This window comes from Shouchella rhizosphaerae (assembly GCF_900142675.1).
Lineage (GTDB): Bacteria > Bacillota > Bacilli > Bacillales > Bacillaceae_D > Shouchella > Shouchella rhizosphaerae.
The window spans coordinates 850,135-869,924 of record NZ_FRBS01000001.1; the positions used below are offsets into that span (position 1 = coordinate 850,135).

The 19,790-nt window shown below is 45.5% G+C and carries 17 protein-coding genes; 6 read left to right on the plus strand and 11 right to left on the minus strand.

The window, feature by feature from the left end:
- Nucleotides 1-200: 200 nt before the first annotated feature.
- Nucleotides 201-1,325, minus strand: a complete 1,125-nt coding sequence (dinB, locus tag BUC05_RS04430; protein WP_011247012.1) for a DNA polymerase IV — start codon at nucleotides 1,323-1,325, stop codon at nucleotides 201-203.
- Between the two features lie 268 nt (nucleotides 1,326-1,593).
- Here dinB and BUC05_RS04435 point away from each other — a divergent pair, with 268 nt between their 5' ends.
- The 3 genes from BUC05_RS04435 to BUC05_RS04445 all read left to right on the plus strand — a co-directional run bounded on the left by BUC05_RS04435 (nucleotide 1,594) and on the right by BUC05_RS04445 (nucleotide 4,013).
- Nucleotides 1,594-2,127, plus strand: coding sequence for a DUF4269 domain-containing protein (locus BUC05_RS04435; protein ID WP_011247013.1), 534 nt, complete (start codon nucleotides 1,594-1,596; stop codon nucleotides 2,125-2,127).
- 146 nt (nucleotides 2,128-2,273) lie between these two features.
- Complete coding sequence (locus BUC05_RS04440; protein ID WP_011247014.1) at nucleotides 2,274-2,798, plus strand: hypothetical protein; 525 nt, start codon at nucleotides 2,274-2,276, stop codon at nucleotides 2,796-2,798.
- A gap of 468 nt (nucleotides 2,799-3,266) precedes the next feature.
- Nucleotides 3,267-4,013, plus strand: a complete 747-nt coding sequence (locus BUC05_RS04445; RefSeq protein WP_011247015.1) for an IclR family transcriptional regulator — start codon at nucleotides 3,267-3,269, stop codon at nucleotides 4,011-4,013.
- Nucleotides 4,014-4,398: 385 nt separating this feature from the next.
- Here the strand turns inward: BUC05_RS04445 and BUC05_RS04450 are convergent, their stop codons facing one another.
- The 5 genes from BUC05_RS04450 to BUC05_RS04470 are packed head-to-tail and all read right to left on the minus strand — an operon-like array spanning nucleotide 4,399 to nucleotide 11,546.
- Nucleotides 4,399-5,163, minus strand: a complete 765-nt coding sequence (locus BUC05_RS04450; protein ID WP_073304173.1) for a fumarylacetoacetate hydrolase family protein — start codon at nucleotides 5,161-5,163, stop codon at nucleotides 4,399-4,401.
- Between the two features lie 23 nt (nucleotides 5,164-5,186).
- Nucleotides 5,187-7,370: a malate synthase G gene (locus tag BUC05_RS04455; protein WP_073304175.1), complete on the minus strand. Its 2,184-nt coding sequence runs from the start codon at nucleotides 7,368-7,370 to the stop codon at nucleotides 5,187-5,189.
- A gap of 16 nt (nucleotides 7,371-7,386) precedes the next feature.
- Nucleotides 7,387-8,850, minus strand: coding sequence for an FAD-binding oxidoreductase (locus BUC05_RS04460; protein WP_011247018.1), 1,464 nt, complete (start codon nucleotides 8,848-8,850; stop codon nucleotides 7,387-7,389).
- Nucleotides 8,851-8,874: 24 nt separating this feature from the next.
- Nucleotides 8,875-10,230 carry a (Fe-S)-binding protein gene (locus BUC05_RS04465; RefSeq protein ID WP_063608351.1) on the minus strand — a complete coding sequence of 452 codons (1,356 nt, stop codon included), beginning with the start codon at nucleotides 10,228-10,230 and terminating at the stop codon, nucleotides 8,875-8,877.
- A 2-nt stretch (nucleotides 10,231-10,232) separates the two neighbouring features.
- Complete coding sequence (locus BUC05_RS04470; RefSeq protein ID WP_244153280.1) at nucleotides 10,233-11,546, minus strand: FAD-binding oxidoreductase; 1,314 nt, start codon at nucleotides 11,544-11,546, stop codon at nucleotides 10,233-10,235.
- Between the two features lie 632 nt (nucleotides 11,547-12,178).
- Between BUC05_RS04470 and BUC05_RS21875 the strand changes: the two genes are divergently transcribed.
- Complete coding sequence (locus tag BUC05_RS21875; protein ID WP_257006820.1) at nucleotides 12,179-12,310, plus strand: hypothetical protein; 132 nt, start codon at nucleotides 12,179-12,181, stop codon at nucleotides 12,308-12,310.
- Between the two features lie 448 nt (nucleotides 12,311-12,758).
- Nucleotides 12,759-13,178, plus strand: a complete 420-nt coding sequence (locus BUC05_RS04475) for a GNAT family N-acetyltransferase (protein ID WP_011247021.1) — start codon at nucleotides 12,759-12,761, stop codon at nucleotides 13,176-13,178.
- Between the two features lie 114 nt (nucleotides 13,179-13,292).
- On the opposite strand, the gene glnA is transcribed toward BUC05_RS04475, so the two are convergent.
- The 3 genes from glnA to spoVK all read right to left on the minus strand — a co-directional run bounded on the left by glnA (nucleotide 13,293) and on the right by spoVK (nucleotide 17,224).
- The gene (gene glnA / locus BUC05_RS04480; RefSeq protein ID WP_011247022.1) at nucleotides 13,293-14,642 is read right to left on the minus strand and encodes a type I glutamate--ammonia ligase; all 1,350 of its coding nucleotides are present in this window, start codon (nucleotides 14,640-14,642) and stop codon (nucleotides 13,293-13,295) included.
- 232 nt (nucleotides 14,643-14,874) lie between these two features.
- Nucleotides 14,875-16,182, minus strand: coding sequence for a methionine gamma-lyase family protein (locus BUC05_RS04485; protein ID WP_050749047.1), 1,308 nt, complete (start codon nucleotides 16,180-16,182; stop codon nucleotides 14,875-14,877).
- A gap of 100 nt (nucleotides 16,183-16,282) precedes the next feature.
- Nucleotides 16,283-17,224, minus strand: a complete 942-nt coding sequence (spoVK, locus tag BUC05_RS04490) for a stage V sporulation protein K (RefSeq protein ID WP_011247024.1) — start codon at nucleotides 17,222-17,224, stop codon at nucleotides 16,283-16,285.
- A gap of 233 nt (nucleotides 17,225-17,457) precedes the next feature.
- On the opposite strand from spoVK, the gene BUC05_RS04495 reads away from it, so the two are divergent.
- On the plus strand, nucleotides 17,458-18,465 hold the full coding sequence (locus BUC05_RS04495) for a tyrosine-type recombinase/integrase (RefSeq protein ID WP_011247025.1): 1,008 nt from the start codon (nucleotides 17,458-17,460) through the stop codon (nucleotides 18,463-18,465).
- A gap of 111 nt (nucleotides 18,466-18,576) precedes the next feature.
- Here the strand turns inward: BUC05_RS04495 and hfq are convergent, their stop codons facing one another.
- On the minus strand, nucleotides 18,577-18,810 hold the full coding sequence (gene hfq / locus BUC05_RS04500) for an RNA chaperone Hfq (RefSeq protein ID WP_011247026.1): 234 nt from the start codon (nucleotides 18,808-18,810) through the stop codon (nucleotides 18,577-18,579).
- Between the two features lie 44 nt (nucleotides 18,811-18,854).
- The gene (gene miaA, locus BUC05_RS04505) at nucleotides 18,855-19,787 is read right to left on the minus strand and encodes a tRNA (adenosine(37)-N6)-dimethylallyltransferase MiaA (protein ID WP_073304177.1); all 933 of its coding nucleotides are present in this window, start codon (nucleotides 19,785-19,787) and stop codon (nucleotides 18,855-18,857) included.
- Between the last annotated feature and the right edge of the window lie 3 nt (nucleotides 19,788-19,790).

Here is a 19,790-nt window from a genome sequence, read left to right on the forward strand (position 1 = left end):
GGCGCTACAATCGCAGGCAACGGAAAAAGGGCGCTTATTATTCCGTTATCACCATATTTCATGCAGTTGAATAGGCTAACAAAGGAAGGCAAGGAGGGTTTATATGGATAACGACAACGGCTGGGCTTTATTGGTAACCATCCTCGTGTTGTTTATTTTGTTGATTATAGTGGGGATTATTTTGTTTTTTCTCTAGGAGCCTATAAATGATAAGGAAACAATGAAATCAGTTGATGTTCAACAGGCTCCAGTTTAGTGGCGGTTACGCCGAGCAAGCGAATTTCTCGGTCTACCTGGCCGAACTTGTCCCAAAGTTCTGCTGCGTAGCTATAAATGTCGGCGCTGTCTCGGATCGGTGCCGTGAAACTGGTTTGCCTTGTTAGCGTCTCAAAGGAACGGTACCTAATTTTAACAACGATGGTTTTACATTGTTTGCCGTGTCGTTCCAAAACCGCCTCCACTTCTTTTGCTAAACGGCGCAATTCCTTCAAGACAGCGGCTTCAGACGTCAAAGGCTGGAAATACGTATGTTCTTTCCCGACCGATTTCCGTTCACGCTGTAAGTTCAGTGGCTTATTGTCAATCCCACGGGCTTTTCTATAATAGGAAATTCCTGCTTTGCCAAAATGATGGATCAAGTCAAGTTGTTCCATTTGATAGAGGTCTGCGCCTGTGTAGATTTTTAACTCGTGCATTTTTTTGCTTGTTTTTGGGCCAATACCAGGAAATTTTTCAATCGGCAATTGATGGATGAAGGCAAGTGCTTGTTCAGGCGTGATGACCGTCAAGCCTGCTGGCTTCCGGTAATCAGAGGCAATTTTCGCGATGAATTTATTGTAGGAGACGCCTGCTGAACTTGTCAGCCTTGTTTCCCGCCAAATATCTTGCTGAATGTTTTTAGCAAGAAGGGTCGCGCTTTTTATGTTTAATTTGTTTTCTGTGACATCCAAGTAAGCTTCATCAATGGACATTGGCTCGACTAAATCTGTATAGCGATGCATAATGTCCCTAATTTGAAGTGAAGCCTCTCGATAAGCGCTAAAATTCCCTTCTATAAAGATCCCCTCAGGACAACGTTTATAAGCTTCATATGCGCTCATTGCCGAGTGGATGCCGTATTGCCGCGCTACATAATTTGCTGTAGCAACAATCCCCTTCCCACCCGTTTTCCGGGGATGTTTTGCGATGATAACCGGCTTCCCGCGTAAAGAAGGGCAGTCCCGTTCCTCTACAGAAGAAAAAAAAGCATCCATATCAATGTGAATGATTTTCCTAGTTGTATCCCGATGAGGTTCTGGCAATTCAATCCCTGCAGAAAACGGCATCTTCCCTCTTCCCTTTCCAATTAGTATCCATTTTCATTTTAGCGAACGTTTGATCGGTTGTCAATTGCCATGATTTAGTATGGTACGTGAAATTTTGTTTAGCAACCATCTTTTAGCTTGTCTCTTTGGTTGCTCCATTGTCTATTTTTAATTTATTGGATTGCTACAACCATCCAGCACGCGATTAAATCGAGTCCACCCTCTTTTTCGTTTATGCTATCCTGTAAATAGAACCTTCTTTTGCGATTATAAAGGAGCGCACTTACTTATGAAAACGTTCGCTGACTTACAAACTGGCACGCATTCTCAACAACTTGCCTATCGGCTTTTAACAGAACTCGACTTAATGGCGGCACTCAAACATTATTCCCCGGTATTATGCGGTACGATTCCGTTAGGGATTGACATTCCCTCTTCCGACTTAGACGTAATTTGTGAAGTCCGTCAATTTGAGCGATTTGAACGAACCGTAACGGCGCTGTATGGCGAACTCCCCCAATTTCGGCTAAAACGGAAAACGATTCGCGGCGTGCCGACAGTAAAGGCAAACTTTCGCTATCAAGGAAAGGCGTTCGAGCTATTTGGCCAGCCGCAATGTGTGGAATGTCAATATGCTTATTTGCATATGAAAATTGAACACATGCTTTTAATGGCCCATCCTGAATGGAAAGAAAAAGCGATAGAGATGAAAAAACAAGGCGTGAAAACAGAGCCGGCGTTTGCTTCTTTGCTTGGCATTAGCGGCGATCCTTACGAAGGGCTTTTAGCATATGGAAAAAAGGCGTTTGGAATTGGCTGCTAATAACGGTCTTCCCCACATGTTCAAAAGCCAGGAATGGCGTTTTCACCACACCCATGTCAGCTAGCGGAATGTGAAACTTTTATTCCGTGTCCTCGTATTTCGATTATAAGATCGTTTCTAGAGCTAGACAGAAAGGGTGTTCGAGCGTGCTAAGCTTTAAAATAAAAGATGTGCTTATCCTTCATGATAAAAAGAGCGTCACCGTGCTAGACGAACAAGACCGTATAGTAGGGGAAATAAAGAAAACGACTGTTCCTGGCAATGAGAAAGGCACTACGTTTGTCTTTGAACAAGAAGGCGTAAGAGCGACGCTAGGAATAAAAAAAGGCCGTTTGTTATTTGCAGCTTACCGGTTTCAACTCAACGGCGAAGAATTTCAGCTAAAAGACAACAAGCTTAACAGTGTTCTGTATTTTTGCGTCAGTGGAACCATTAACAGAAAAATATGGAAGATAGAGGAAAATCGGGATCAAGAAATAGAAGTGAGCGTAGACGGAAAAAAGGTTGCCCTTATCAAACCTAAATCGTTTTTAGGGGCTGATCTTCTCATCGACGCAGAAGCATCGCGCCATCCACTGCTCTTTTCTTTAACGTGTTTGATGTATTTTATGCTAAAAATTTATCGGGAGGAGACCGAATTCATCGAAGACGTCATGGAAGAGTTTCTTTAATGAATGCGTGCCGACTACGGCACTTTTTTGCGAATTTATATTCGTATGGTTTTATAATTGACGTAATTAATATTATGTAAACCAAGTGATTCCATATGGTTTCATAGAAACGAATTGACAAACCGAGGTAGCAAAAGCGGGTGAAACGCTATAAGTTATATCTGTTATAAACAATAAATGCTCCCCCATTCTGTTAGGCAAAGGCAACAGGAAGCCACTTATTCTAAGGGATCTGAGTTGAGGCGATGGTTTGACCGTTAACGTAGACTGTGCGATCGTGGCCCAACTCTACATTCCAGCAATGTCTCATCCTCCCCTTATTTTTGTTCATTATAGTAATCATCTTTCAAAGATCGGCGATTGATGATAAAGCCTTGCTATTCGTTTGACGGCCCATCATCGAAAATGGTACGATTTTAACTGTTCATAATAACGAACAATATACTGTTTTAGGGCGTGAATTTATAGATGGAGCAAAAATATCATGTGCCTGCCTTAGATCGAGCCAACGCTGTATTAACGGTTTTAAGAGACGAACCATACAGATGGAAGTTATCCGATTTGTCGAAAATGATCGGGATTAGCAAAAGCACGCTCCATTCGCTGTTAGCAACAATGGAGCGCTTGCAATGGGTAAGCCGTGATCGCAATGAAACATATGCGATTGGGAGCGCTATAGGACGTTTTGGGAGCGCTTTTTTCCAGCAGTTCGATCTGAGTGAAGATTTTCGGCGCTTGGCCGAGCCAGTGATGCGCAATCTTCAAGAATCGATCCAACTAGCAGTGCTTGAAGGCAGCGACGTCCAATATTTAGCTAAAGTAGAAGCCCCCAGTCCTGTCCAGATGGTTTCAGGTCCAGGAGTTCGCTTCCCTGCGCATGCAACGGGTCTAGGAAAAGCTTTGATGGCCGACATGAATGAACAACAAATATGCAACTTATATCCGGAAGAATCACTTCCTAAAATTACCGTTCATACGATCGGCTCCAGGGAAGCTTTGATCCACGAGCTTAAGAATGTACGGAAAGCTGGATATGCAATGGATATTCAGGAAGGCGTCATGGGCTTTTGCTGTACAGCCGCACCGATTCGTAAAGCAAACGGAGAAATCGCCGCTGCGATCAGTTGTTCCATGCCGATTCACCATTGGGAAGGGAAGAAAGAGCGTGCCTTGGAAGAAATTGTCCAACTTGCCCAGCGCCTTTCTCACCTTTAATCATCGCATCATCCCCTCCACTCCTGAGAGATGAAAAACAGCCTTGTTCCGACATGTTCAAGTTTCGGAGCAAGGCTACATGGTTTTCTAGTTGTTGCATAAGGGATTTTCCGAACGAAAAATCGGCCTCAATAACTGCTCAAATCAACGGGGCAACAATGTGGTGTTAGCGATCCCAGCAGCGCCTACACATGACCAAGACCCTACATGTATTGATGGGTTTATCCATCAACCTGCAGCTGTCAGGCAATCATGATGAAACACGGCGGTATCCAGTTTGCTCAATTTCAAGCATGTCCTCCTGCGATTACTCCCACTTAGAGCTCCCCTACCTTGTCTCATTTTAAGTCTTTTCCAAAAAGCACACATGTGATAGACAGCTTATTTAGGATAGCTGGTCTACGAATCTATTCTTCAACTTTCCAATTCCTTGAATTTCACACTCTATCACATTCCCTGCTCCAACCAGTTCTGCTCCTAGTGGGCTGCCTGTCAGAATGACGTCTCCAGGCTTTAACGTCATCACGCGGGACAAATAAGCAATCATTTCACGAACGGGCACAATCATTAATTCCGTAGCACTGTTTTGCTTCTCTTCCCCATTCAGGCGCGCTTCTACTCGAACGGTATCGGGATTCAATTCCGTTTCGATAAGCGGCCCCAATGGTGTAAATGTATCGAATGATTTGCCGATCATCCAATGGCCCGCTTCGTGAAAATACTGCGGGGCTGTTACGTCATTGCCAATCGTATAGCCAAAAACGTAGTCCAACACGTCGGACTCATCGATATTTTTCGCTTCCTTCCCGATGATGACGGCTAATTCAGATTCAAACTTCACCTGTTCGTTAGCGCCTGGGATCACGATCGGATCATCAGGCCCAACGACAGAAGAAGTTGGCTTAAAGAAAAATACAGGAATATCGGGCAACGTCTCAGGCCGCTCTTCAACTTTGGCGACATAGTTAGCACCAATTCCAATTATTTGGTTCGGTACAAGCGGAGCAAGCCATTTTACATCTTGTGCTGGATACGTTTCGCCTGTAAAACGCCACTCAGCGAACAAATCGCCTTGAATGGCTTTAATTGTTTCGTGTTCAAGAACGCCTTGGCTTGTCTTTGCATTTACAGTAAATCGGACAAATTTCATCAACGTAACTCCTCTTGAATCGCTTATTTTCTCGTCATTACACTGGCTTTCGCTTTCGCTTCTTTCCGGCGCCGATGAAGAATCGGTTCTGTATAACCGCTTGGTTGCTGGTAGCCTTCGAACACCAAGTCGCATGCTGCTTGGAAAGCAACAGAGTTTTCATAATCAAGCGCCATAGGAACGTATTCGGGGTCGCCTGCGTTTTGCTGATCCACCACTTTGGCCATGCGTTTCAACGTTTCAAGCACTTGCTCCTTCGTGCAGATTCCGTGATGGAGCCAATTCATCATATGCTGATTAGAGATGCGCAGTGTCGCACGGTCCTCCATTAGCGCAACGTTGTTGATATCAGGCACCTTCGAGCAGCCAATCCCCATTTCTACCCAACGGACGACGTATCCAAGAATGCCTTGCGCATTATTATCGAGCTCTTCCTGAATTTCTTGTGGACTCCAATTCGGCGCTTCAGCGACTGGAATCTGCAACATTTCATCTCGATAGTCGCTTTGCTCAGATGCAATCTCCTGCTGAACCGCGTTCACATTGATTTGGTGATAATGGATGGCGTGTAAAACCGCTGCGGTAGGTGAAGGCACCCAGGCTGTGTTGCCACCAGCCTGCAGCTGAGCACCTTTTTGTTTGAGCATATCTGCCATTTGATCAGGCATGGCCCACATCCCCTTGCCAATTTGCGCTTTGCCCTTCAATCCAGCAGCGAGACCAACCGCTACATTTGCTTGCTCGTAGCCATTGAGCCAAGCGGAGGATTTCATCTCTTGCTTGCGAATCATTGGGCCAGCTTCCATAGAGGTGTGAATTTCGTCGCCAGTACGGTCAAGGAAGCCTGTATTGATGAAGACCACTCGTTCCTTTACCGCATGGATGCAATTTTTTAAGTTAAGTGACGTGCGGCGTTCTTCATCCATTACACCGATCTTAATGGTATTACGAGTAAGTCCAATGATATCTTCAACACGGTTAAACAGTTCATTGGCAAATGCGACTTCTTCTGAACCGTGCATTTTTGGTTTCACAATATAAATCGATCCCTTTTGTGAGTTTCGATAAGCTCCATTGCCCAATAGGGAGTGCTTGCCGATTAAACTCGTAACGAGACAATCTAGGAAACCTTCTGGCACCTCTTGGCCGTCTTTATCAAGGACGGCATTCGTGGTCATCAAGTGGCCGACATTGCGGACGAACAGTAACGAACGACCTGATAAAGTGAGGGAGCTGCCGTCTGGGGAAATATACGCTCGGTCAGAATTCAATGTTCGCTTGATCGTCCGGTCCCCTTTAACGAAAGTTGACGTTAAGTCGCCTTTCATTAAGCCTAGCCAATTGGCATATACAAGCACCTTGTCTTCGGCATCAACTGCCGTCACCGAGTCCTCGCAATCCATAATTGTCGTAATGGCCGATTCTAGCACAATATCCTTTACATTTGCTGGGTCGGTTTGCCCAATAGGATGTGTAGCATCAATCTGAATCTCTAAATGAAGGCCATGGTGTACGAACAACAGAGCGGATGGTGCTGCCGTCTCGCCTTGATACCCGGTAAACTGTGTACCGTCCTTCAACCCTGTTGTTGTTCCGTCTTTTCGCTTTGCCGCTAAAGCACCGTCATCGATGCTATAGTGTACGACATCCTTATGGGAACCTTGCTTTAAAGGAATAGTATCGTCTAGAAATTGCTTTGCATATGCAATGACTTTTGCTCCTCTAGCTGGGTTGTACGCATTTCCTTTATCGGCACCAGCTTCTTCGCTAATCGCATCGGTTCCATACAAAGCATCATATAGACTCCCCCAGCGGGCATTCGCCGCATTAATGGCAAAGCGTGCGTTGTTTACAGGAACGACAAGCTGCGGTCCAGCTTGGAGGGCAATCTCGTCATCGACGTCTTCAGTTGTGATTTGAAAATCATCCACCATAGGCTCCAAGTAGCCAATCTCTTCCAAAAATGCTTTGTAATCTTGAAAGCGATACGATTGATTCGCTCTATGCCAGGCATGTATCTGGTCTTGAATACGGTCGCGCTTCGCCAATAAAGCTTTGTTAATCGGAACAAGGTCTTTGACGAGATTGGCAAAGCCAGACCAGAAATCGTTCTTCGTCACGCCGCTGTCTGGAATCACCTTTGTATTGATAAATTCATAAAGTTCCTGTGCAACCTGCAAATCTCCAGCTTTTACGTAATTTGTCATTCGAACATCTCCTTTATTAGGCTTGCTTCGCCGAAGCAACTTCCTTCATATTTTTTTTGACCTCTACACAACGCCCTGGGCTCGGGAACAACTTCCCGCCATTTAGCAGATTATCAGGGTTGAACACTTCACGGATTCGTGTCTGGGCAGCCAATTCCTCCTCGTTGAAAACAAAGCGCATTTCTTCCATTTTTTCGATTCCTACGCCATGCTCCCCAGTAATCGATCCTCCGACATCGGCACAAGCTTTCAAGCAAGCGCTGCCGGCTTCCAACGCTTTTTCTGTCTCGCCTGGAATTCTGGCATCAAACAGCACAAGGGGATGAAGATTGCCGTCCCCAGCGTGGAAAATGTTGGCGATCCGAAGTCCGAATTGCTCGCTAATTTGATTGATTCGCTCCAAAACCTCAGGTAACTTGCTCCGCGGAATCACACCGTCCTGAACTAAATAATCCGCTGAAATGGCTCCCATCGCTCCGAAACCAGTCTTGCGATTCGCCCACCATCTTGCCCGTTCTTGCTCATTTTCGGCAACTTTCACCTCGCGGACATGTCGCCGCTTGCAAATGTCGAGAATCTGATTAATTTGTTCATCGATCCCTGCCGAAATGCCATCCACTTCAATAAGTAGAAGGGCAGCAATGTCTCGGGGATGGCCAACCGGAAACGCAGCAGCTTCTACCCCTTCAATTGCGGTCTTATCCATCATTTCAAGCGCAGCGGGGACAATTCCGGCCGATACAATATCTGATACGGCATAGCTGCCGTCTGACACTTCGTCGAAGTAAGCAAGTACCGTCTGCTTGGCTTCAGGATTTTTCAAAATACGAACCGTGATTTTGGTGACGATTCCTAATGTTCCTTCAGAGCCTGTTAATAAGCCGAGCAAGTCATACCCGGGCACGTCTGCTATACCTTCACAGTTGATATCGATTATGTCGCCATTAGGAAGAACAACCTCAAGCCCGAGAATATGGTTAGTGGTGACGCCATACTTCAGACAATGGGCGCCGCCAGCGTTCTCGGCTACATTGCCGCCGATCGTACAACAGGACTGACTAGAGGGATCGGGCGCATAGTAATAGCCTTTATCAGCAATCATGTTCGTCAACTTCAAGTTGACATAGCCCGGCTCGACAACAGCACGACGATTTTCCAAATCCACGCTGATTAAACGCTTCATACGAACCATGCTAATAATGACTTCCCCATTGATCGGGATCGCGCCGCCGCTGAGACCAGTGCCAGCACCTCTGGCAAGGAAAGGGAGATCGTGTGATGCACAATAGTTGACGATCTTTGCGACCTCTTCGGTATTTTTCGGGAAGACGACTGCCTTGGGCAAATGCTTATGAATTGTAAAGCCATCACAATCATAAGCGATCAAGTCTTCCTTTAAATAAAGGATTGACTTCGGGCCGTCTACAAGCTTCGCAAGATTGAGAATATCGGGATCGTTTGTTTTAATCTTACGGGCCACAGCCTTCACCTCCTGAATGGGATTTTATTCATTCAACTGTTCATCGTCTCGCTTGTACGCCCAATCCAACAACTGCACCGTATGCACAATCTTTTGCCTTCGCCCATACTTTTGTACGCCAACTGCCATTTGCAGCATACAACCTGGGTTGCCCATTGAGATCATCTCCACGTCTTCCGGCACATTCTCCATTTTACTTTCCAAAACAGCGCCAGCCATCTCAGGATTGGTAATGTTGTAGATTCCGGCGCTGCCACAGCAACGATCAGCGTTTGGCATATGAACGATCTCGACCCCTGGAATAGCATGCAATAGTTCGCGCGGCTCTTGCCGGATTCCTTGGCCATGCGCTAAGTGGCAAGCATCATGGTAAGTCAAGCGTATTTTCATTTCTGACTTCGGCTTTTCATAGCCTGTGTCGTAAAGATACTTTGTTATGTCTTGTACTTTTGCAGAGAATGCTTTAGCTTTTTCGTGCCACTCGGGGTCGTCGCGGAACAATTCTGGGTAATCCTTCAGCATGCAGCCGCAGCCAGCAGCATTGACGATGACTGTCTGTGCGTTTTCAAACGCTTCGATGTTTTGCTTGGCTAATCTTCTGCCAGTCTCCCGATCGCCTGCATGCACATGCAAGGCGCCGCAGCATGTTTGCTGCTTCGGAATGGTGACATTATTTCCGTTCCGCGTCAGTACTTGAATCGTAGACTCGTTAATATCACTGAACATGACGTCCATGATACAGCCAGTTAAGAAGGCGACGGTATGTGTTTCTTCGCCCTTAGCCAGAATGATGTTTTCATTTTTGTATTTCTTACGGACAGGAACACCCATGCCGGGCATAATCGCTTCCAATTCAACAAGGTGCTTTGGCATAATGCGAATCAATCTTGTCGTGCGAACAAGCTTCTGCACGCCACTTTTCTGATATATTTTTAACAACCCGCCTAAAGATTGCATCCGCTTCGGATGAGGAAACAACCCTTCCAAGAAAAATTTGCTCACTAGCCCCTTAATACCTGTTAACGGCATCGCTTGGCGAATTTGTCCTCTTGCTTCTTCAATCAAGCCGCCTACATCCACATCAGCTGGACAAGCAGTCGTGCATGCCCGGCAATCTAAACATTGGTAGACCGGATCGATAAACGGTTCATTCACTTCAAGCTTGCCTTCGGCTACGGACTTGATTAGATGGACACGCCCGCGCGGCGAGTGTTGTTCTTGACCTGTTATCTCATAGGTAGGGCATGATTCTAGACACATCCCGCAGTGTACGCAATCAGCCCATTTATTCTCATCTGGCGCATCGTTCCATAAATAATTGCTCTTGCTGGTAGGAGAACAAGGCGGATCGACGTTCAACTCACTTTCTTTCAAACTCATAATTATATCCCCCCAATAAACCTTGTCTCATTTAGCACGCGTCTAGGATCGATACTGGCTTTGATGCCCTCGAATAGGAAAAAGTAATCTGGTTTGTCTCCCCACACATTGATGCTTTGCCGCAGAAAAAACGGAATATGCTTGACAATCACATAGCCATTAAGCTTCTTTGCAGTACCACGTAATGCTTGAATGGCAGCCTCCACGTCTTCGCTAGTACCTTGTAAGACGACGTGACATAGGCCATGGCCAAAACCGCCGTGCCCATAAACAACGAGGTTGTGACGTTGCTGTAACGCTACGCATTCGGCGAGCATTTGAAGCACGTCGATGTTCTTCACGCCGATTTTTAATCCAACTTTGATTGCTGCTTGCTCAGACGGCTCCCCCATTCCGTTAGGGCTTATGTTCATTAGCCCGTTCCAAAACGCTCTAGCCTCTTCAGAGCGAAAAATATGAACGTCTGCTGCTTCCTTAGGTACTGCCTGTTTCACGATATTCTCCTGGTAGATGACAGAGCTTTCTACATCCTCCAAACCGATTGCTAACGCCCATTGTTTGCGCCCAGTTAGCTGCTCCGCTAACGAAGGGCTAATGAATTCGAAAGCTGTAGGCTCCAGTGTAGAATCAAACTGCGTGACTACAAAAGAGCGCAGCTCATCCAACCGATTGTCCTGAAATGGAATGAAAACTAGGCTCTCACATTTAGGCAAAGGCATCAGCTTTAACGTAATTTCCGTAATCACCCCAATTGTGCCCATTGACCCAATAAATAGCTTATTCATATCATAGCCGGCAACATTTTTGACGACTTTCCCGCCAGTACGGATAACGGTTCCATCAGGATAAACCACTTTTAACCCGAGCACGATATCTCTGGCAGAACCGTAGCCCATGCGTTTTGGCCCGCTGTCGTTGGAAGCGATTACACCACCGACCGTAGATAAGTGCGGCATCGCCGGATCAAGCGATACTTGCTGCTGATGCTTTGCTAAATAGGCCTGAAGTTCATGAAAAGCTGTGCCCGCTTTTACAGTGACGACCATATCTCCTGGGGAGTGCTCTATGACACCAGTATATTTTGACAAAGACAAGAGCACATCATACGATTCCTTCAGGCCGCCGAACCCTCGCTTCGATCCGTTGCCTTGCACGGACACTGACTTGCCATGATCGTAGGCAAACTTGAGCAAGCCTACAACTTCCTTTTCTGATGTTGGATATACATGGACATGTCCACCATTGCCTAACCAACTGTCAGGAGAGCCTGGTTCCATCGCTAGCTCAGGAAAAGCAGATTTCAAATCAGACAACACTACTGCAACACCTCCCTAATGAACTCAAATTGAGGTATACTCCTCAGCTACTCATTCTCTTAAAACGCGGCTAAATGACATTTAGTAGCCTCCCTCGATCATCTTGTTCCATGCAGAGGGAAGAACGTTTCATTGAAACATCGATCGCTCATTGGAGTGGTTGTCGTTATGATTTTTCACTTAACAAATGACAATTTTATGAAGATGGACTTTGCTGATTGCCAACCTCATTGTTCGTTATATTGAACACGATTCAACAATTCGAACTTTCTTTATACTATTACATAGACTGCTGTTTCTGTCAATTGTCAAATGAATATCCGTTGTAGACCTGCATGCATCTTATCTATATACGCAAGAACAGCCTCAAGATTGTGAAGTTATATGCGAATTCCATTAGTGTAAAATGTTCGTTCTTATCTAATTATTAATTGCCTGAGAGTGAGCTTTTTTCCTCTCAATTTAGAGAAAGATTGATCTATGATTTTGTAAACTGCAAGCAGCGTTTTTACCATCAATAGTAAAACTAGAAATGATGGCACACTTCTGCACATTGCCTTTAGTTCACCACTTCCATTTAAATCCTTTTCATGCTAATATATGACATAATAAAAGGAAAGGAGGTAATATCGATGAAAAAACGAATCGCTTCTTTAAGTGTACTGGCATTACTTTTAAGTTTCTCTTTATCTGCACCGGCTTCAAGCAACACTACTCCACCAACATGTCCTCCACACAATCCAGGCTGTATGCTACCTTGGTAAGGCACACATATTTCTTAGGGGCCTTATTTTAGGCTCCTTTTTCAATCACTATCATTAAGCAAAAGCCGATTAAGTTCGCCAGTAAGACGATAGAGACAAACCAATCGTTATCGTGTTTTCTGCAAGAGAAGACGGCTTACTGCTACATTTTTTACGGTTGATAAGAACGCATATTCCCATAGAATGCAGCGGACGGTTCTACCTGGGGTCAATTCACCCTTTACCAACGGATCCCCTTCTCGATTAAATCCCAATATGAGAACAGTCAAGTGATTTCACTCAACATATTGAAAGATTAAATAGGAAAGATTATATGTTATACTTCAGTAGATAATACTGCGAGTAGATCTCTCTATATAAATGTCCCACGTCTGCAATATCTATTTAGGTCAATCCTGGTTTTGAGCATATACAGTAGCCTCTTATTCAACACAAAGGAAGTGATTAGTTGATTATCCGAACAGCAAATAAATTAGATTTTCCAACTTTAAGAAAAATATACTTGGAATCCCGACGTGAAAGTTTTTATTGGGCTGATATAGATAAAATGAGTTTAGAAGATTTTGATAAGGACACTGTGGGGGAGCACATCATCATAGCAGAGGACCAACATCGCATCCTTGGTTTTGCATCATTAGACTTATCTCATAATTTTATACACAACCTTTTCGTTCACCCTGCTGCTTTCGGTAAAGGAGTAGGCGGTCACTTGATGAACGCATCGATTAAAAAGATGGATAAGCCATTAAGGTTAAAATGCGTATCTAAAAATCATAAAGCCTTAAATTTTTACGAGAATAACGGTTGGAAGAAAATCATTGAGGAAGGTGAATTAGAAAGTAGATACTGGGTAATGGAATATTCTTAAGACTTATTTCATAATATTTTAATTGGGGACACGCACTCAAAACTAGACCTCAAAGTGTATTTTGTCCCCAAAACAAAAAACCCTCAACACAAGATGTGTCAAGGGTTCCTCTCCTTAATAATTCTGCATGAACTGTTCCCGCTCCCACGGGTGGACTTGCGTGCGGAACATATCCCATTCAATTTCTTTCGCTTCTACAAAATGTTCTAGCGCGTGTTCGCCGAGTGCTTTGACGAGCACTTCATCTTTTAGGAGGCTGTCAATCGCTTCTTTTAATGTTGATGGCAAATCTTTGATGCCTTCATCCAGGCGTTCTTCTTTGCTCATGATATAAATGTTGCGGTCCGTTGCTTCAGGCGGGTTGATTTTCTTTTTAATGCCGTCAAGGCCTGAAGCGAGCATTACTGCCATCGCTAAATATGGGTTCGCCGATGGGTCCGGGCTTCTTACTTCAATCCGCGTTGATACCCCTCGTGACGATGGAATGCGGACAAGAGGCGAGCGGTTCCGCATCGACCACGCGATGTACACGGGCGCTTCGTAGCCTGGCACCAACCGTTTATAAGAATTGACAATTGGATTGGTAATCGCAGTAAAGCCTTCTGCATGCTTAAGGATGCCGCCTAAAAATTGCATCGCTGTTTTGCTAAGCTGGCTTTCTGTGTTTTTGTCGTAAAAAGCGTTGCCCTCTTGAGTAAATAGCGACATGTTCAAATGCATGCCTGACCCGTTAACGCCAAACAGCGGCTTTGGCATGAATGTCGCATGCAAACCGTGCTTACGGGCAATGGTTTTGACAACGAGCTTAAACGTTTGGATGTTGTCGCATGTAGAGACAGCGTCCGCATATTTAAAATCGATTTCGTGTTGGCCAGGGGCGACTTCGTGGTGGGATGCCTCAATTTCGAAGCCCATATCTTCCAACTCCAGCACGATATCGCGGCGACAGTTTTCACCTAGGTCTGTCGGCGCTAAGTCAAAATAGCCGCCGCGGTCGTTTAGTTCAAGTGTCGGCTCGCCTTTCTCGTCATTTTTAAAGAGGAAAAACTCTGGCTCTGGTCCAATGTTGAAATCAGTAAAGCCAAGTTCCTGTGCTTCCTTAAGGACACGTTTTAAAATGCCCCGTGGGTCCCCTTCAAACGGCTTTGGCTCCTCCCCTGGCTTTCCTGGTTGGTAAATGTCGCAAATCAAACGGGCGACTTTCCCTTTTTCCGGCGTCCATGGGAAAACAACCCATGTATCTAAATCAGGGTACAAATACATATCCGATTCTTCAATGCGGACAAACCCTTCAATTGATGAACCATCAAACATCATTTTGTTGTCAAGCGCTTTAGATAGCTGATCAACTGGAATTTCAACGTTCTTGATCGTTCCGAGCAGGTCGGTAAACTGGAGGCGGATAAAGCGGACATTGTTATCTTGAGCTTGGCGGACAATATCTTCTTTTGTAAACTTTGGCATGCGTGGTTTTTCTCCTCTCGTTTTTCATCTATGTAGAAAGGGGGATATCCCCTGTTCCCAAGCCATTCATCCACTCGTTCGTGAAAGGCTCGCCAAACAACGTAAGGCCCATTGCGAGTCTGCTTCGTTGTTTCCTTGCCTCTTTCGCGTCTATCTTTTTTAGTATCGTACTAAAGGCTTATTTTGAAGTCAAGCATTGCCTGGCGCCTTTACCCGATTTTGCGAAGTTACATCAGAATTTGCTCTCTTTATTACCTGATGGGCTCTGTTCGTCTTTTTCCCGATCTTTTTCAGTCATAAACGTTTTTTCACAAGCAGCACTGACCGCCAGCTTCACATGTTCATACGTGAGCCCACCTTGGATGTAGGCGGCATACGGGGGGCGCAGTGGGCCATCGGCCGATAGCTCAATGCTTGCACCTTGGACAAACGTGCCAGCCGCCATAATGACGTCATCGGCGTAGCCTGGCATATAGCTTGGTTGTGGCTTTACATGAGCGTTGACTGGCGATGCTTGTTGGATCGCTTGGCAAAATGCCACCATTTGTTCGCCCGTTTTGAAATGGACGGCTTGAATTAAATCAGTGCGCCGTTCTTGGGAGCTAGGTCTCGTTTCTAAACCGAGTTCTTCCAGCAAAGCAGCTGTGAAAACAGCGCCTTTTACACTTTGGGCGACAACATGGGGAGCAAGGAAAAAGCCTTGGTACATGTCTAAAAGTGTCCCTAACGTCGCTCCCCCTTCCGCCCCTATCCCTGGTGCCGCCAAGCGATAGGAAGCGAGCTCAATTGCTTGAGTTTGACCAACCAAGTAGCCACCTGTTTTTGCCAGCCCGCCACCTGGATTCTTGATGAGCGAACCGGCAATGATGTCAGCACCAACGTGGCACGGTTCTTTTGTTTCCACAAACTCACCATAGCAATTATCGACAAATACGAGCACTTCTTGTTTAATCGATTTGACAAATGCGATCACATCAGCAAGTTCATCGATATGGAACGAAGGTCGATCGCCGTACCCTTTAGACCGTTGAATGCCAATTACTTTTGTTTTTTCAGAGATCGCCTCTTTGATCGCCTGCTTGTCCATGCGCCCTTCTCTTAGTGGCACCATGTTGTAAGAAATGCCGTAATCACGAAGGGAGCCAGAGCCATGGCCGCGAATGCCGACGATTTCTTCCAGTGTGTCATAAGGTTTCCCCGATATATAAAGCAGTTCATCGCCTGGACGCAACAAGCCAAATAGAGCAATCGCAATTGCATGGGTGCCTGAGACGATTTGGTGCCTGACAAGAGCCGCTTCTCCCCCGAAGACATCAGCATAAATGGCTTCTAGCGTGTCTCTGCCCACATCATCGTAACCGTAACCGGTAGAAGGGCTGAAGTGAAAATCAGCAACTTGATGGCGCGCAAAACTATCCATTACCCGTTTTTGGTTGATTAAAGCAACCCGATCAATTTCTTGATGATGAGCCGCAATCCGTTTTTCAGCTCGGGTGATTTTTTCTTGTATTTCTTCGTTGAATAAAAACTCTGTCACGATTTGTTCTCTCCTACTCTGCTGTCTCCTTTCTAGCTTACCACGTGATAAGCTAGAAAGGAAACGGAAAACGAAGCACCGCAAAATAGACGCACGGGTAGTGTTACATAAAGCGTTTATGTTTAAACTGGAAATCTTCTTTTTTCAGCAGCTCCATCGCTGTTTTCCTATAATCGTTTTGTTTTAAAATCCGTACCGCTTGCTGGCGGATTGCCTCTTCGACCATATTGCGGATGTAGCGCCCATTGCTAAATGTCCTTTCCTGTTCAGACGCAACTTTGCGAATATGTTCGCGGCATTCTTGCAAAGCCTCTTCCGACAGCATGTAATCTCGTTCTTTTGCCATTCCGATTAACATTTCCATCAACTCGTCAACGTTATAATTAGGAAACGTAATTGAAATCGGAAACCTTGAAGGCAAGCCAGGGTTTAATGATAGAAAATAATCCATTTCTTTTGAATAGCCGGCAATGATAAGCACAAAGTCATTGGAATTATTTTCCATTCCTTTTACCAACGTATCAATTGCTTCCTTGCCGAAGTCTTTTTCCCCACCTCGTGACAACGAATAAGCTTCATCAATAAAGAGCACGCCCCCGCTTGCCTGCTTCAGCACTTCCCGCGTCTTTTGCGCCGTATGGCCAATGTATTCGCCAACTAAATCAGCACGTTCCATTTCCAGTAAGTGGCCCTTTGAGAGCACATTCATTTCGTGTAAAAAAGAAGCAACGATGCGAGCAACTGTCGTTTTCCCTGTCCCAGGATTGCCTTTAAAAATCATGTGAAGCACTTGCTTTGTCGCTTTAAGCCCGCGCTCTTTGCGGCGTTCATTCACATAAATCCATGCATAGAGCTCTTGGATTAACGCTTTAATCTCATCCAAGCCGATATAAGCTGACAGCTTCTGTTCAAACTTCGTCAGCACTTCATGCTTTTCTTTTTCTTCTGGAGAAACAAACCAGTCTGTGCTCGCTCGTTTTACAGGAACTTTATTTAATACCACATTGATTCTAGCACTGTTTTTCGTTTCAAGCGGATTGCTCACCGCATCTTCCCCCCTTCAGCAGCCTGCCTCAGGCGGCTCTTGCTTTGTTGCTACTATACGCAAAAAGGATAAAAAACGTGACAAATGCCCATCCACTGAAAAGACGTTCCCCTTTTACTATATGGAGCAATTGTTCGAGCAAGTACTTCGCTTTGCAAAGCAAATGACTTATTATCTGTTCGTGACGGAGCTGGAGGGATTTGGTACAATTTTCTTGAAAGGGGGGGCTTTGTATGGATGGGTTTCAATGGGTAGAGCGCTTCACATATGCTCTTGCTGACAAGGGACGGCGGCCGTCAACCGTTAGGCGTTACCGCTATGATTTGCTTGACTTTTTCAAGTGGCTCGACGATAAAGACTTCCATTCTATGGAGCAAACGGATGCAGAGCGTTACTTTTATGAATTGATAGAGAGTCGTTCCTATCAAACACGAACCATCCGCCGCGTCGCTTCCGTACTCAGGCAATTCACCGCCTTTTTAATGGCAGAAAAACAGCTGGCGAGTCATCCACTCCTCACCTATGACCCACCGCCTTTAGAGGCTGAGCCGCTTCAACCTCACGAATGGGTCAATGCGAAGGAGATCGCTGCGATCTTGCGTTCAAGTCAATCAGAAGAAGGGTTGACGGACAATCAGCTGCTTGCAAGGCCGCAACTGACAAAACGAAACTTTGCGATGTTTTTGCTTCTTGCCCATTATGGCCTCACATTGCAAGAACTTTGTGACCTGCAAATGAATGATGTCAATTTTGTAAAAGGGACGTTGCTCATTCGCAGAGACAGCGGCCACGACCGTCAGCTTGTACTTTGCCCCAAATACGCCAAGCAGTTGCATGCTTATTGGACGCTTATCCCTGAACCGGTACGGCCACGTTTACACACGGATGACCCATTGTTTGTCGCTTTTGATTTTACAAGGCGCACATACCATTGGTCCTATGAAAACGACGCGCCTAAAGCGTTGACGGAAATTGCCTTGCAGAAAATGATCCGCACAGAAGTGGCGCGGGCTGGCTTGCGCAAAGGCATCTCCGCTCAGCATTTTCGTCATTCCTTTTTGCTCAAGTTAATGCTCGCAGGGGAACAGTGGACAACGATTCAGCAAAAAGCAGGGCTAAAAAGCATGCTTTCCTTGCGGCGCTATGCTTTAACGGTCGAAAAAATGAACGTTGCTAGAAGACAAGAGCTTCTTCCGACAGCTGCAGAAACTGAGGCAGACTCCCATCTAAGTAGTTCATAGCAAGCTGGCTTTATAAAGAGCATTTTAGACAACTAAAAAACGGGATGAAAATCGTTGTTTTCATCCCGTCCTTGGAAAGAACCGTTTTTATGGTTGCTATGCAAAAAGCGGTTATACTTCCGCTTCGTTTTTCAATTGAACATTTTTTTGCGGGGCAAATGTGGAAATGGCGTGCTTGTAAACAAGCTGTTGGCGGCCTTCTGTTTCGACAATGACTGTAAAGTTATCAAATCCCTTTACTTGCCCACGCAATTGAAATCCATTTAATAAAAAAACCGTTACCGGAATGGATTCTTTGCGCAATTGGTTTAAAAACTGATCTTGGATATTTACTGTTGCTTTCATGTTGGCTGACTCCTCTCTCTACATCGTTCCTTTACTGATTCGCCTTAAGCAAACCCTTTTCCTGCTAAAAATGCGTGGACATAATCAAAAATTTTTGCCTTGGCCTCTGGCTCCTCCAAATGAAACCAGACAGCGTCGCTCCGGTTTTTAAACCAAGTCAGCTGCCTTTTCGCATAGCGGCGTGAATTGGTTTTCAGAGCTTCAATTGCTTCGTCATAGGTGCATTTCCCATCAAAATAAGCATATAGTTCCTTGTAGCCAATCGCCTGAATGGCCTGGCCTTGGATTCCCCGTTGATAAAGGCGGTGAACTTCTTCCAACAAGCCCGCCTCCATCATCGCATCAACGCGGCGGTTGATCCGCTCATACAACGCCTGTCTTTCCATTTCTAAGCCAATGAGAACATTGTCAAAACGAGGCCGCGCAAGGCCGTTCTCTTGTTCGGAAAATGGTTTTCCCGTAAGATGGATCACCTCTAAAGCACGAATAACACGGCGAACATTATTGGCGTGGATCGCTTCTGCTGCTTTTGGGTCTGCTTTTGCTAGCTTTCCGTGGAGTGCAGCGTTGCCGAAACGACTGGCATACAATTCCATTTCTTCCCTGAATGAGGAATCCGATGGCGCATCGCCAAAAGACAATTCATGGGTAAGCGCTTGGACGTAAAGACCTGTGCCACCGACTAATAGCGGCCATTTGCCACGGCTGCGAATCGAAGCAATCGCCAAAAGTGCTTTTTCCTGAAACATGGAAACCGTCCATGTGTCTCCTGGCTCAAGGATGTCAATTAAATGGTGGGGAATGCCAGCCATTTCTTCGACTGTCGCTTTTGCCGTGCCAATATCCATTGTCCGGTACACTTGCATCGAATCCCCGCTTATAATTTCAGCACCAAACGTTTTCGCAAGTTCAATGCCAAGGGCCGTTTTTCCTACGGCCGTTGGGCCGACAATCGCGATGAGCGGTTCTTGCGTCATAGG